Origin of the sequence: Pseudomonas fluorescens (assembly GCF_001623525.1) — a bacterium.
Classification (GTDB): domain Bacteria; phylum Pseudomonadota; class Gammaproteobacteria; order Pseudomonadales; family Pseudomonadaceae; genus Aquipseudomonas; species Aquipseudomonas fluorescens_Q.
On the sequence record NZ_CP015225.1, the window covers coordinates 1,144,028 to 1,157,796 of the forward strand.

Annotated in this window: 15 protein-coding genes; 1 reads left to right on the plus strand and 14 read right to left on the minus strand. The window is 54.7% G+C overall.

From position 1 onward, the window contains the following. Positions 1 to 113: 113 nt before the first annotated feature. The 14 genes from TK06_RS30605 to TK06_RS04965 all read right to left on the minus strand — a co-directional run bounded on the left by TK06_RS30605 (position 114) and on the right by TK06_RS04965 (position 12,694). Positions 114 to 1,301 carry an STY4528 family pathogenicity island replication protein gene (locus TK06_RS30605; RefSeq protein WP_086936572.1) on the minus strand — a complete coding sequence of 396 codons (1,188 nt, stop codon included), beginning with the start codon at positions 1,299 to 1,301 and terminating at the stop codon, positions 114 to 116. Beyond that, positions 1,298 to 1,846, minus strand: coding sequence for a DUF2857 domain-containing protein (locus TK06_RS04900; RefSeq protein ID WP_063321076.1), 549 nt, complete (start codon positions 1,844 to 1,846; stop codon positions 1,298 to 1,300). Before TK06_RS04900 ends, TK06_RS30605 begins: the two co-directional genes overlap by 4 nt. Continuing rightward, the gene (locus TK06_RS04905) at positions 1,843 to 3,426 is read right to left on the minus strand and encodes a ParB family protein (protein WP_063321077.1); all 1,584 of its coding nucleotides are present in this window, start codon (positions 3,424 to 3,426) and stop codon (positions 1,843 to 1,845) included. Before TK06_RS04905 ends, TK06_RS04900 begins: the two co-directional genes overlap by 4 nt. A 14-nt stretch (positions 3,427 to 3,440) precedes the next feature. Further along, positions 3,441 to 3,650 (minus strand): hypothetical protein, encoded by a 210-nt coding sequence (locus TK06_RS33260; protein ID WP_063321078.1) that lies wholly within the window; start codon positions 3,648 to 3,650, stop codon positions 3,441 to 3,443. A gap of 84 nt (positions 3,651 to 3,734) precedes the next feature. Then, on the minus strand, positions 3,735 to 4,577 hold the full coding sequence (locus TK06_RS04915) for a ParA family protein (RefSeq protein ID WP_063321079.1): 843 nt from the start codon (positions 4,575 to 4,577) through the stop codon (positions 3,735 to 3,737). Between the two features lie 4 nt (positions 4,578 to 4,581). Further along, entirely contained in the window at positions 4,582 to 4,812 is a 231-nt protein-coding gene (locus tag TK06_RS04920; RefSeq protein ID WP_063321080.1) for an AlpA family transcriptional regulator, read from the minus strand. 111 nt (positions 4,813 to 4,923) lie between these two features. Continuing rightward, a complete protein-coding gene (locus tag TK06_RS04925) occupies positions 4,924 to 5,667 on the minus strand; it encodes a hypothetical protein (RefSeq protein ID WP_063321081.1) in 744 nt (247 codons plus the stop codon). A gap of 917 nt (positions 5,668 to 6,584) precedes the next feature. After that, positions 6,585 to 7,133: a cytochrome b gene (locus TK06_RS04930; protein WP_063321082.1), complete on the minus strand. Its 549-nt coding sequence runs from the start codon at positions 7,131 to 7,133 to the stop codon at positions 6,585 to 6,587. Positions 7,134 to 7,961: 828 nt separating this feature from the next. Next, on the minus strand, positions 7,962 to 8,954 hold the full coding sequence (locus TK06_RS04940; RefSeq protein ID WP_063321084.1) for an LLM class flavin-dependent oxidoreductase: 993 nt from the start codon (positions 8,952 to 8,954) through the stop codon (positions 7,962 to 7,964). A 232-nt stretch (positions 8,955 to 9,186) separates the two neighbouring features. Further along, entirely contained in the window at positions 9,187 to 9,747 is a 561-nt protein-coding gene (locus tag TK06_RS04945) for an NADPH-dependent FMN reductase (protein ID WP_063321085.1), read from the minus strand. Positions 9,748 to 9,781: 34 nt separating this feature from the next. Then, on the minus strand, positions 9,782 to 10,996 hold the full coding sequence (locus TK06_RS04950; protein WP_063321086.1) for a multidrug effflux MFS transporter: 1,215 nt from the start codon (positions 10,994 to 10,996) through the stop codon (positions 9,782 to 9,784). A gap of 25 nt (positions 10,997 to 11,021) precedes the next feature. Next, on the minus strand, positions 11,022 to 11,237 hold the full coding sequence (locus TK06_RS04955) for a hypothetical protein (RefSeq protein ID WP_153044822.1): 216 nt from the start codon (positions 11,235 to 11,237) through the stop codon (positions 11,022 to 11,024). 115 nt (positions 11,238 to 11,352) lie between these two features. Further along, positions 11,353 to 11,757 (minus strand): nuclear transport factor 2 family protein, encoded by a 405-nt coding sequence (locus TK06_RS04960; protein ID WP_063321088.1) that lies wholly within the window; start codon positions 11,755 to 11,757, stop codon positions 11,353 to 11,355. Positions 11,758 to 11,836: 79 nt separating this feature from the next. Further along, on the minus strand, positions 11,837 to 12,694 hold the full coding sequence (locus tag TK06_RS04965) for a sugar phosphate isomerase/epimerase family protein (RefSeq protein WP_063321089.1): 858 nt from the start codon (positions 12,692 to 12,694) through the stop codon (positions 11,837 to 11,839). A 106-nt stretch (positions 12,695 to 12,800) separates the two neighbouring features. On the opposite strand from TK06_RS04965, the gene TK06_RS04970 reads away from it, so the two are divergent. Beyond that, positions 12,801 to 13,715: a LysR family transcriptional regulator gene (locus tag TK06_RS04970; RefSeq protein ID WP_063321090.1), complete on the plus strand. Its 915-nt coding sequence runs from the start codon at positions 12,801 to 12,803 to the stop codon at positions 13,713 to 13,715. Positions 13,716 to 13,769: the final 54 nt, after the last annotated feature.

Genomic DNA, 13,769 nt, shown 5'->3' on the forward strand with positions numbered 1-13,769 from the left:
ACGTTGCGACAGATGATGGTCAAGGACAGCCGAAAAGCTGAATGCGGTCTGTTCGGTTTGGTTCGAAATGGTTGATTTAGAGACGCTCGACAATGATGCCAGTGGCATCAAATCTACTGACGTCCAGGGCGTTTGCCACGTAGCTGGCGCAGTTCATCCAGGCACGCTTGGGCGAGGGCAGAGGCGGGTTCGCCCTTTTTCCTAAGTTGGCGCGGGGGAGCGGGTGGCGGTTCTGCAATGGGTAACGATTCAGCCTGACTTGCCCAAGGGTGGAAATCGCCTTTCAGCGCCCGCTGGATCAGGCCCATCAGATACGCCGCGGGTTTGCGGACGCGTCCTGCCGCACAGCGTGCGCCCGCTTCGTTGAGCACCGCCTGCCGATCTGTTGGTTTAAGCTTGTTCAGCGTCATGGTGACGGCCTGCCGCTCGCTCGGACTTAGGTGCAGCGGATCAGGCCAGTGCAGGTTATCCACTGCTGGGGTCGCGCGCGGTACAGTACGTATACTTTCTTTTAATACAGTACAGGCGGCATTCGGACTCCGAACGGTGCCAGAAACATGGGCGTTCAGACCCGGTTCGGAATCCGAACGAGGTCCCGCACGATTCCGAACGGGGTGGTCGCCACCCAGTTCGGAATCGTGTAACGCTTCATCGGTAGCCTGATCCAATCCTTGTTGTGTCCAATGTTCATTCCAACTGTCGAGCCGGGTGGGGAGTCGACCCAGATCGATATCGGTGTCTTGGCGGATTTCTTCCAAAACATGCTGAGCGACAATTCGCACCGCCTTGGTTGCATGATCGAGGGCGTGTCCTGCGAGCTCCAGGTAATCCTGATCCAGCTCCATGGCTTCGGCGGGGGTTAACGGTTCATCGTGCAGGACGTACAGAGAACCTTGTAGGCGCCCGCTGAGCTGATCGCGGCCACGAGTTACTAAACTGAGCCAGCGAGTCAGCCTGAGCATCGTCAAGACGCGAGCGATGGTTTCACGGGAGGCTGACGCACCGTAGGGCACGCTCGACAAGTAAGGCTGCAGATCTTCATAGCGCGGCGTGACCACGCCCTGACCTTGCAGCATGAGTCGAAATACTTGCCAGGCATTCCGTTCCAATGGCGTCAGCCGACTATCCAGCAGCAGCCGACGCGGCACGACTTCGTGAGATTGACCACTGAACAAAAAGCCCGCCTGCAGGGCCTGGTTGGAAGGAGGTTCAGTGGTGGGGCGTGCGGGCCAACGTTCACTTAGTTGTTGGGTGCATTGCTGCAGGACACGTTGCCAGCGACCGGACGGGACAGTGTTCATGTCCTGTTACTGTAATGGTCGATCTGCTGCCAAACGATGGTCAAGCTGATCTGTTGCTCCTCCGCCAACATCATCATGGCGTCGAGTTGATTTTCAGCACCGTCCTGATCGCGTAGTTGGCACCAACGCTGCCAGAGCGCATGTTCCTGCGCTTCACTCAAATTCTGTGGGCGGCCCTTACGGGTTTCTATCTTGAGCAGACGTCGGCGCAGGGCGGTTTCCGAATGCGCCAAGCCGAAGCACTGATACATGATGGTACTGCTAGCACCGAGCTTTAGCGCTCGGTTGATTAAGCGCTCGTTATGTTCGTCGCGTTCGGCCTGGTCGATCAACCGATGCAACACCGGCGAATCAATCTTGACCTCAACCCAGGGGACGGTGGCATGGGCCAGGCGTGACAATGTGGTCGGCGGTAATGATTGCAGCAGGTAGATGTCCTCTTCACCCAGTCCGAGTGCTTTGCAGCGTTGCAGATTACCCAGGCGCAACTCGTGAAGGACCTGAGTCAACATGGCCTGGTTGAGCACATTGAAGGACAGGTTCATGGCAACTCCTTCGTTGAATCGTCTTCATGAGTAAGCGTTAGGTCAATCAGACGACGGGCCAGACGGATCAGGCGATACAGTTTAATTAACAAGCTGTCGGGCAATCGCTCCAGTCCTACGTCCACGGCGGGACGATCGGCCAGCGGGAGTTGATAGACTCCCAATAGCAGTTGCCCGAACAGGGCTGAGGGCAATTGCTTGCGATCCTCCCAGTTCACTTCGTCTTGGGCACGCAGCAGGGCCAAGAGCAATAGGTGAACGCCGGCCGCACGAGGCGCTGCAAGATCAAGTTGCTCGATGCTGAGGGCGAAGCCCAGGCCGTGCTTCTGGTCGATGATGCTCTCGGGGCGTCCGGCATAGGCCGCCATTTCCCGAGCCAGGCCGGCAATGGCCAAGCGCAGTTGTTCGGGGGTATCCAGTGTTGGTGCGATGATCCAGATGTCGTCGATCGGACAGGTTACGACGGTTTTTGTTGGTTCGGAGGCAGTGGCGCGATCAATCTGCCCGCGGATCTGCTGGACACGTGACGGAGGGCTGACTGCTGATACGACATTCGTTACGGGCAGCGTGAGCTGTTCCTCTCGCTCTGTTTCGGTCTGCGTCCAGTTTTCAGCTGATTTGGGTTGCGGCTCGGATGGAGGAGGCTCGGCCGCGGGCTCATCAACGCTCGGCAGAAGGTTGTTCTGCGGGGGCGTGACGACTACGCCGGGCGTCTGGATAACCCGTTGGGTATCGCCCAGCTCCAGGGCCAACATGCGGTAGGACTGTCCGAGTAAGCGACTCATGCGTTCGAGCAGTTCATCCTGGATTTGCTCAAGGTCGAAAGACTCTGGGTCGGCATCGAATTGCCCTAGGGTGTCGAGCCAAAGCTCGGGAAAAGCGATGGTGTCGGTTAGATAACGATTCCAGGTTCGTTCCGCCTGGCTACGCAGACCAATCAGGCGTTCAATTTTTGGTTTCCCTAATCCGGCGTACAGGGTTTGTGGAATGGCGGGCAGTAGGTGTTCGAGGGTGTCGAGCATCCGGCTGATGTGCGACTGAGAAATCGGATAGCCTCCAGCGGCAAGACGTCGTGCCAGCTCACGTTGCGAGAGTGTTGCTCCATCTAATTCGAGCATGGTCTTGAGTTTGGTCACTGCCAGAGCACGTTCGATGAAGGTGAGCTGGCCGTGCAGATCGCTTTCGGCAAGATGGCCGAGTAGGGCACTGATTTCATCAGTCCAGGGGCGGAACAGGCAATTGATGCGGAAGAAACTCTCGTCGCGGGTTTCCTGCCACAGCTCGCCGAGAATCGCCAAGCGCGTATTGCCGCCGTTTCGGATGATGAAATAGGCTTCTCCCGGGCGGCGAGTAATCGGCGGCGGTTGATCCAGCCCGCGTTCACGGATTGATGCCTTGATATCGTCATAAAGTGGGTTACGGATGAACCGCGGGTTGTGTTCGTAGGGCCGCAACTGCTCGAGCGTGACCAGCATAGGCGTATCAGTGAGTGGATCGGACAACCGCCCCAGTTCTGGACCGCGAGGGAAGTGGTCCTGGTGCAGTTTTTCTGTGATTTCCTCCTGAGTGAGCTTCTTCATTGGAGCAACCTCAGTTAACGCCGGGTGCGCAAATGGTCACCAACCTCGAACTTGACGATTTCGGCAGTGCAAGAGCCTTCGAAATAACGAGACAGTTCCGCGAGGAACCAGCCCATGGCTGAGCGCCCGTCTTGTAGACGAAAGACCACTGTGCAGTACTCCTCGCTAGGTGGGCAGCAGGGGTGGATGGATGGTTGAACAATGATAGGAAGCTGGTCCAACATCAAAATACTCCTTGCCAAACACAGTTGGCCTCAACGTCGATCAGACAAAATTTCGTATTGAGAACTATGCCTTGGCGATTCATTTCATCGAGCCTCCGTGCACTTGGTCAAAGTAGAGATTGCTGTGTGCCATTCCGGGAACAATTCGATGGCCAGTGCTTGCATGGTTTCCAGTGCCGATGGCGAGCGTCGTTTTTGGGACCGGCGCGTTTCGATCCGGTGGACTGGCAGACCGAGGGAGGCAGCATTGAGATACGCCACTGCGTTTGGAACTACGGTGTCTAGCACCGAGATGTTGGTAGCCCCAGCGAAGGTCTCGCGCAGACCGCTGATGATCATCCGCGTGTCAATCCTAATGGCGTTCACCTGGTTCAGTAGCAGTCGCAAGGAGGGTAGTGGCATGCCCAGGTGGCGGAACGGCTCAAGTTCGTTGAGCAGTTTCAAGGTGCCACGGCGCAGTTCACGGGCGGCGAGCATTTCCGGTGTAATGGGAGAAAGGGCAAGATCGGAGGCCAGGATAGCCGTTTCCAGCAGTACGCTACGTGCGCCTTGGGTGTCGATCAACAACAGGTCGTAACGGGGGCGGAAATGGTCGAGCACATTCCGCAGCCGTAATCGCCCGTCAGGGGCGTGCAGCAGCAAAGTGGTCAGTCGGCCTTGATCGTCGTTGGAGAGGATCAGGTCGAGACCGACGACCACGGTCGTGGAAATTATTTGCGCAGGATCTGTCTGGTTGAGCGCGATGAGTTCGTACGCACCGGCAATAGCCTCGTGATTCAAGGCGTAATAGCTGGAGAGGGTCGGTTGGCTATCCAGATCGAGCAGCAGGACGCGTAAGCCCGCATCCGCCAGCAGACCGCCGAGATTGGCTGCCACTGTGGTTTTGCCTACTCCACCTTTGGTGGACACCACTGATACCACACGCATCTCATCAGGCCTGCTGCGCCAAACGCTCAGTTATCCACTGCTCGATCTCCAGCGAGTCCCAACCGACGGCACGCATGCCAATACGTTTCGCTTTAGGAAATTGCCCTTCCTTCATTAGGTTATAGATGTGAGCACGTTTGAAGCCAGTTCTCCGCTCCACCTCGTCACGGCGCATGATGTGACGCTCAAGCAGTGGTGGATTATTTTCAGGAGAAACTGGGAATTGAGACGACATGGTGGTCACTCCTAGCGCTAGTTGGCTTTTGATGGGAAGTGACGTGATTCAATTACAGAAAGAGGAGGGCGTCATTGCGCTGCAAGTGAGTAGATTGCAGCGCAATTTAACTCATTGGTTGGAAATACTGCGCTTGGCAGCCGCGAACTTTTCATCCAAGGTACGCTTGGAAAGGCCAGGAAGATCCGTAAAATTAGCCGTCAAGGCGTCAACGATCGCTGCCTGGGTGCGAAAAACCGAGTGAGGTTTTCCCGCTGGGGAGTTAGCTAGAAATAGACTGACCATTGCGCCAATTATGTTGAGGTATACGGTTTCGCTCCGGTCGCTCACCTTAGTACTTGTCTTGATCAGGTGGTCAATTTTTTCCTTTTCAAGTCCCACTGCCTCAAGCTCACTAAGCAGTTTTTGGTAATCTGCTTTTAGATTCCGCACCTGGAGCTGTAAGGCGTCTCGATCCGCCTGTAAGGCCAAATAGGTACCGATACTAATCGCTTCAAGTTGGTCTGATGGCTCGAAAAGAAAAGCTGGTTTCTGATTTGGATGAAAGTGTGCCATCCAGCGTCTTAGGTCAGTATGACGTATTGTTAAATGGAGGTGATCGACTGGGGTTCCCGCGACTACTGGTATGCCCAAGCAGCCGTAGGGCAGTTCTTCATATTGGATAGCATCAAAAATCACCTCTGTATTAGCGTGTAAACATGGCCATTGCGGAAAAGCTGATTTTAGACTGTTGGGCGCGCGCCAAGCCACTTCAAGAATTCTTGCTTCGTAGGCAGTCAGATTGCACCAACGTATTGCTGCCTCTATAGGGCGATAGAAAGTTTTGGCGTGGGGATTGAAAAAATGGCCGAACATAATCCTGATGGACCTCCATTCCAATGGATAGATCTCTCACCAGGTTTGTGTCGAAAACTAGCTCTTTATTTTAGCGATCTAGTCAAGTCGGTGAGCGGCATTCCATTTTCAGTTATATGGACCAACGTGCCCCCGCTTTGCATTGTTCCCGGTCCAACCAGTCCAAGGAGGTGGTACGTTTGCCCGGCACGGCAGTACTTGCTGGCTCACCGCATGGATCAGCGAAGACGCCCGGGATATCGCCCCATGTCCGTCGCGTAAGCGAACTGTCAGGGCGAGAATACCGGCGTGCATTGAACTAGAGGTGCAGCCCGTGATCGTAAAAATCTAATTCCACTGACTATCATCAGCGCACCGGCGGGGACGGAATCCAACTGGTGCTTCGGAAAATTAACCGGTGCGCGTTATGGGAGCACATTTTTTTTAGGAAAAACATGCACGAAATGAAATTCATATTTTCATCTGTGAAGGAATATAATAATTTCCTAACTGCAGCTGGTAGCGTATCACTTCGTTAGGTTAAGTGTCTTTATATCCATGCCGCAGTGTACAATCGCTTAGCTGCATTGATCAGGAAAGTATCTAGGTGTCCGTTACGTCTGCTGTGTGGGCAACGTTTTCGGGCAGTGGTATTCATGTTGGCAGCTGTTTTGGAAATAATGATGTCTAAGAGTAACCCTATTACCGTTCTGAATCAGACGGATGCTCTCTAATAATTGGACTACGTTAGGCAACATAATCCGTAGTAGGCGAGGTCGAGCATCTTGGGGTTCCGTTCGTTTTCTATGGGCAAACTCGTGAGCGGGCAACTACTGTCATCGATCTTTCACCATCCACTGCAACTACGGTGACCGACCGGCTGCTCTGCCTGGGAAAGGCAAAGTGGATGGGCATGCCCAACAGTTCGGATCATTTCCCTACTTGGCTTTTGGTAGCATGCAGGAGAGTACATGGTCTTTATCGACCCAGTGATGCTTGAGCGCCATAGCAATGTGGCCAAGAACCAAAGCCACTGAGCTCCATGCGAAAGTGACGTGTATCCATTTGGCAAGATCGTAGGCATCTGGCTGTGGTTCTGTAAGTGGCGGGAGCTGGAAAATCCCGAGCACCATGATTGGCTTATCGGCGATTGAGCTCCACACCCACCCTGAAATCGGCAATGCAGTAAGGGCCAGTACATAGAGCAATAGGTGTCCAGCCTGCGCTGCACGCTGCATTAGAGCGGACATCTGATCTGGCATGGGAGGTGGTCGATGCGCGACTCGCCAAGCCACCCTCAAGACTAGGAGCAACAGCAGAGCACTGGCGAAAGCTTTGTGCCAGTAAGTCAGCCCGTGCGCCGGATTTAGGGTGTCGCGGAAATACACCGCAAGAAATCCAATCAACCAGACCGCAATCCAAATGATGCCCATAGACCAATGGAAAAACTTCGCAGGGCTGGTGTAAGACTGAGGAGTTTTATTCATGGTTGGACCTTTAGTTCGAGGGTGCATAGAGTCTCATAAACTAATGCGGTGATAATGGATTGTAGGTTTACTATGAATATCCTTTTGCTCTACTTGCGCAGTGGGTTAATCGTCCGTCTCTAAACTGCTATTCAACTCCTTGATGTAAGGGCAACCTTAAGCCTTGCTGTAGCCGAACTTCAGTCGGAAAAAATATCTGCATAATAGGCGCAGAGACGATTGAGAGTGTCTCCACTCAGGGCCAACGGCAAGGAGAATCAACGGGAGCAGTGAGATGTTAAAAATCAGTGTCTCAGTCTTCTCTTGGACAATTGTATTCACGTTGTCAGGATGCTTTGGCAATACTGAGACGCATCAAATGAGGGAGCCGGATGCCGGAGCCTCAATGCATAAGAGGGAAGAAAATCGATCAGGCACTACGATGAGCGGCATCCTCGATGATTGAGCCACTTCTAATGAGGTGCTTGAAAAACGAGGCTATTAGCGCTGCTATTTTTTAGCAGGATGCCGATATAGATAGCAAGCAAACATCAAGCTCTTAAACGGTTTACAGCGAAGCGGAGCTACTGTGCTTACCATCCAGCGCGCCTGATGCCAAGGCTAGCAAGAGCGCAATCAGTGAGAGCAGGGCGCTTGCCCAGTTAGGTGCAGCCAGACCCAGGCCGGCAGCGATCACAATGCCGCCCACCCTAGCACCGATCGCGTTCCCGAGGTTGAACAGGCCGATGTTTACCGCAGATGCTAGGGGCGGCGCGCCCGCCGCTCGTACCTTGTACATGACGAGTTTCTGGATGGGGGAAACGGTTGCGAAGCCACTCGACTCGTCCCTTAAGCGAGCTGATCAGCGAGCGCTTGAGCAGCAATCTCATAGGATTTACGCCGCGCTGCTGGGTCGAATATTCGGGCGTCGACCATGAGTTCATCAGCACCTGTGAATTCGATGAATTCCATCATCGTCGAGCGCACGTCCTCCTGCGTACCGATTGCTGTGAAGGCGAGTTCACGGTCAAGACTTGCTCGAAGACTCGGCGCAATGCCCTGCATATAGTCTTCAACAGGCGCCGGCAAGAGGGTGATGTCCCCCGTGTGGACGCCTGCGACCCACTTCCGATGGGAGCTGGCGATGAATTCCGCTTCAGCGCGCGTTTCGGCAGCAAAGACGTTGATCCCGGCCATCACGTAGGGCTTGTCCAGGTAGTGGGATGGCTGGAATTGCGAGCGATAAACTTGCAGAGCTTCCTTGATCAACCTCGGAGCAAAGTGGGAGGCGAAGGCATAGGGCAATCCCAGGTGTGCGGCTAGGCTTGCCCCATAGGTACTGGAACCAAGAATCCAGACAGGAATGTCTTGCCCGGCACCAGGGACCGCGCGCACAGGCTGGCGACCGTTGTCTTCGAAGTAGTCGAGAATCTCGACGACGTCACGTGGGAATTGGTCAGCGCTGGTTTCAGTGGATCGCCGCAAGGCTCGCATGGTCACGCCATCTGCGCCTGGCGCCCTGCCGAGCCCGAGGTCGATGCGACCAGGATAAAGTGTTTCCAAGGTACCGAACTGTTCAGCCACTGTGAGCGGCGAATGATTCGGCAGCATGATTCCCCCAGAACCGATACGGATTGAGTTGGTGTTTGCGGCGAGATGGCTCATTAGCAGTGTGGTTGCCGAGGAACCGATGCCTGGCATGTTGTGGTGTTCGGCGAGCCAGTACCGCCGGTATCCGCATGCCTCGGCATGCTGAGCAAGCTTTACTGAGTTCTCATAGGTTTGAGCCAGGGTGCTGCCGACGTTGATGGGGATGAGGTCAAGGATAGACAGTGCAGTCATGGGTTCACGCTCCTAACAAACATGGTACCCAGTGTTTCAGTTGAACGAATGTTTATAAACGCCATGCAACTCGTTTCAGAGTTGAGTAAAGCGCTACATGATGAGTAAACCCTGGCTACTTTACCCAAATGGAAAGTGGCTCTGGGTTTACTCATGTCGGTGTTGCTCCACAATGCTTTCTATAATTCAGAAAGAAGGTGTGACGACTTAGTCGCCACACCTTTGGCAGGCCTCATGCCTTGTGCAGCGCAGCCATTTTGCTCAGGGCAGCCAGCTGATTAGCAACGAAGTCACGGGTCGCGGCGTCGCTGATCTCGTCTTTTTCCTGGTCGACCTTGCTGGGGATCTGGCCCACCATCACCTCAGGTTTGTTGAGCACGAGTGCATCAAAAAACACTAGGATCTGCCGCAGGTGATACTGCGCGCGGGCCCCGCCGATCAGGCCAGGTGATCCTGTTTGAATCGCAACGGGCTTCCCGGCAAATGGAGTGTCGGGGAGACGCGAGATCCAGTCCAAGGCATTCTTCAGTACGCCAGGCACTGAATAGTTGTATTCGGGAGAAACGATGATGACGGCATCGGCCTGTTTGATGGCCTTGCCCATCTTCACTACTGACTCCGGAAAACCTTCGGCTTGAACATCCGCATCGTAATGTGGGATGTCACCCACAGATTCCAGAAACTCAATCGAAACGCCTTCAGGCGCCAGGGACGGTAACGAACGTGCCAGTGTGGCATTAAACGAGGCTTTCCTCAGGCTACCGAGGAGTACGACAAATCGCAGTGGTTGCATCTTGAAGTCCTTATAAGTGGAGATGAAGAAAGAGTCAGCCGGCTTGTTCTCCGACTGGGTGTGGCTTGACTGAGCGGTGGCCGATCAAGAAAGTCAGGGCACCCAACACCGCACACGCGAGCATCACACCCGCCATGGCATGAGATGTTTGGCCGTCATAGAACGCGCCGGCCAGCAGGCTTGCACAGGCCCCGCCAAGCATTTGAGTGGCACGTAGTAGAGCTGCACCCGCCCCGGCAGTTATAGATAGATCCTCAAGCGCCGAGTGAGTGGCGTTTGGCATGACAATGCCGGTACACAAGTTGCTCATGACAACCAGCGCAGTAAGGATGTAAATCGGGTAAATGGCCAGTTGGGACTCGACCACCAATCCCAGGCTGATCAGCAAGCTGGCGAGCAAGGCCCCGCCAAGCACCCGGTGCTCTGCAAAGCCTGCGTGTATCAACCTCCCATTGACCCAAGAGCCTGCGATTGTGCCCATGGCTGTCAGAGCAAATAGCACAGCAAAGCCAGCGCTGGTCATGCCCAGGTTGTTCATGAACACCAAGGGCGAGGCTGCGATATAGGCGAACATACCTGCGAAGTTGAAAGCCATGATCAAGGTCGAAACCAAGAACCTCCTGCTCTTCAGAACGCTCAGGTAGGAAGTGAGGAGTGAAGCGGCGGCATTGGAGCTTTTGCGCGTAGCGGTTTCATCAAAACTCGTTTGGGCACGGAGCCAGAGAATCACACCACATACCGCCAGCGCGGCATAGATCCACCGCCAGTTACCCACCACCAGAATCGCTGAGCCGAGTAGTGGTGCTATCAGCGGCGCAAGGTTGTTGACCAGTGCCAGATGGCTTTGCAGCTTGCGCGCTTGAACACCCTCAAATTGGTCTCGGACAATGGCGATGGGTAGTGTTGCGGCAGCTCCGGCTGCGCATCCTTGTAGGAAGCGCGCACTGAGCAACAGGTTGATGTCCTGGGCAAAGGTGCAGGCAATGCCTGCGATGGTGAACACCACTAAGCCGGCAAGAAGGATAGGGCGTCGACCGATCCGGTCGGACAGTGGCCCAAACAACAATGGCCCCAGCACGAATCCGAAGATAAACACGCTCAGGGTTTGAGAGGCGAACGCTAGAGAGACACCAAGCGCGTGACTGATGTCGGCAATGGCCGGCAATCCCATATCGATTGAGAGTGGTGGGAGCGCTGTGATGGCACCCAACAATAAAATGTAAAGCCACAGAGGGCGTGACACGGACATCAATCAGTACTCGTAGGCTTGAAGCCTAGTGGCTAGGGAAATGTGGAAGGACAAATTCGGCGAGCTCTTCCATGACCTCATCTGCCGGTCTTGAGCCATATTTGAGGTTTAACGCCATATGCGAAACGCCGATACGCTCATCCTCTTCTAGGAACTGAATCAGCGCATTTCGGCCCATCCGATAGCCTGAGTGAATCTTCTGGGGCATCTCATTCGGGTTCGCTGCCAGGTCGAAATTCATACCCTGAAGCAGAGGCTTGAATTTGCCGGGGCAATACTCAGCAACAAGCGTTTGAGGCGCCCTTGCTGAAAGGCGCGCTCGAATCCAGTGTGGTGACTCAGGTCGACGCCAAAACTCATTGGGCAGCCACTGCAACGCCGTAGGAGTCTTCGAAGAAGCGGTAGCGCGTGATCAGCTCGTTGATGACTTCAAATTCGATCGCGAACTCGCTGGTGATGGTTTTGCCAGTACGAATTACTTGGCACTGCAGTGAACCCAGTGCGACACCACGTTCATAATCGGCCATTAGCGACTTGATGTTGAATTCTTTGGGTTGCAGGCAGGTTCCAAAGTCGCGATAGAACGCAGCCACTGCAGCGCGGCCTTTGCGCTCGCCAACCCAAGGTGCGATGTCAGAGGCTCCAGGAATGCTCCAGTCCACATCTTGGCTAAAGCACTCCGCAATGGCTTCCGGACTCTGTCCGGACGAGATTTTTGCAAAAAGGGTGCGGATGACTTCGATTGTTTTTTCAGTGCTCACAGTGTCCCGGCTCCGATTTAGAAAAGGGGGAAGGCTTTCAGCTCCGTGTGGAGAGCTGAAAGCAGGTGCGGCGAGTGAGTTACTTGCCGAATTGGCTGATGGTCATTTCGTAGGCGCGATTGGCCATCTGCTCCAGAGGGAGCTTGCGGTGGGTGTCGGACAACACTTCTAGGCCCCACGGGCCTTCATAGCCAGCAGCCTGAACAGCCTTGATGAATGCTGGGACGTCGAAGGTGCCGTCGCCCGGCAGGACGCGTTTGTGGATGGTGTCCATCCACAGTGGCTCAATGGCGTACTTGTGTGCATCGTTGAGCTCGATCGACTTGATGAAGCGAGCCGGAATCTTGGAGATATCGTTGAAGTCGATTCCACCACGCTGCAGGTGCCAGATGTCGAGCAGCAGGCCGCCGTTTGGCTGGTTGGCACCTTCCACGATGGCCAAAGCGGTTTCAATGGTGCGCACGTTGCTGAAAGGCATGATTTCCAGAACGACGTTGGCACCGACTTCTGCAGCCTGTTGGCTGAGCAGGGTGAACTCTTTGACCATCAGGTCGATGTCCGCAGTGTCCTCACCGATGCCAGGGCCGATCTTGATGGAGCGAGCGCCCAAGGCTTTGGCTGCTTCGAGCAGTTCCTGGCGAACCTTGTCCGACTGACGACGACGTTCGCCGGTGTGATACCAGTCCACCAGGAATTCCAGCTCGACATGCTTGATACCGTTCTTTTCGAGAATGGCTTTCATGGCGGGATATCCAATCTTGTCGACGGTATCCATCATGCCGTTGTGAACCAGGCCGATGCCTTTAAAGCCCGCGTTGCCGGCAGCTTCCATCCGATCCTCGAACGAGTACGGGCTGACCTCGGTCGGGCCCATCGGATAGATGTCACCTGCAATAGTCCAATACGCAGCAAGCAGCTCAATGTTTTGAGTATTCATTTCTCTGTCCTCATTAGGGTTGGAATCAACTTGAGAACAGACTAAGGTAGAGCGTTGTTGCGATAAACCTCACTATACTCCTTTCATAGTGGAGAAAAGGTGGACAATGGCACAGGTTGAACAGGCCTTAAGTGGTGTGCTGATCTTCGTGACGGCCGCACGGGCTGGAAGCTTTACAGTGGCTGCTGATCGGCTTGGCATTACTAAGTCAGCGGTGGGGAAAAGCATCGCGAAGCTCGAAGAAAGGCTCGGATGCAAACTCTTTCATCGAACAACACGAAGCTCGGGCCTGACCGTAGATGGGGAGGCCTACTTCGCAAGCTGCTCGGCTGCGGTAGATGAAATCCTCGCCGCAGAGGCATCATTGACCAGCCACCAACAAACGCCCAGTGGACGTCTGAGGGTTGACCTGCCTGCCGCCTATGGCCGGAGCGTTGTGCTGCCGGTGCTGCTGGAAATCCTGGATGCGAATCCTGACCTCAAATTGACGGTGACCTTCGCCGATGCCGTCATTGACCTGATCGAAGAGGGGATCGATCTCAGTATCCGCTTTGGAACATTGAAGGATTCTAGCGGCCTTGTAGCTCGTCGACTGACCGTGCAGAAGCAGATTATATGTGCCTCGCCCAAATATCTGGCTAAGCACGGCTGCCCTGAATCTCTGGAGGAGCTGCAGAACCACAGTTGCATCGTCAACTACCGACGTGGGCAGCGGACGAGTTGGAGCGTTCTGGATGGGGACGGAGAACTCACACGCATCACTCCACCCGGAACTCATGAAGTTGGAGATGGTGATGCCATCGTTTCCATGACGGTGGCTGGGCAAGGCATTTGCCAGATGCCAAGCTCCTTAGTTCGAGATCATCTTGAGGCGGGGCGGCTCGTTCAGGTTCTTGAAAAATACAATCCAGGTGACGTGGAGATCCATGCGGTATGGCCCCAAACACGTCACCTGCTACCGAAGGTTCGGCGTGTCGTGGATGAACTCGTACTGCGGGCAGAGCGTGGGGCGCTGGATTAAATAGATGTTGTGCGGTCACGAGTGCGCGCCAGCAGGAAAGCCCTGCTGGCGTTT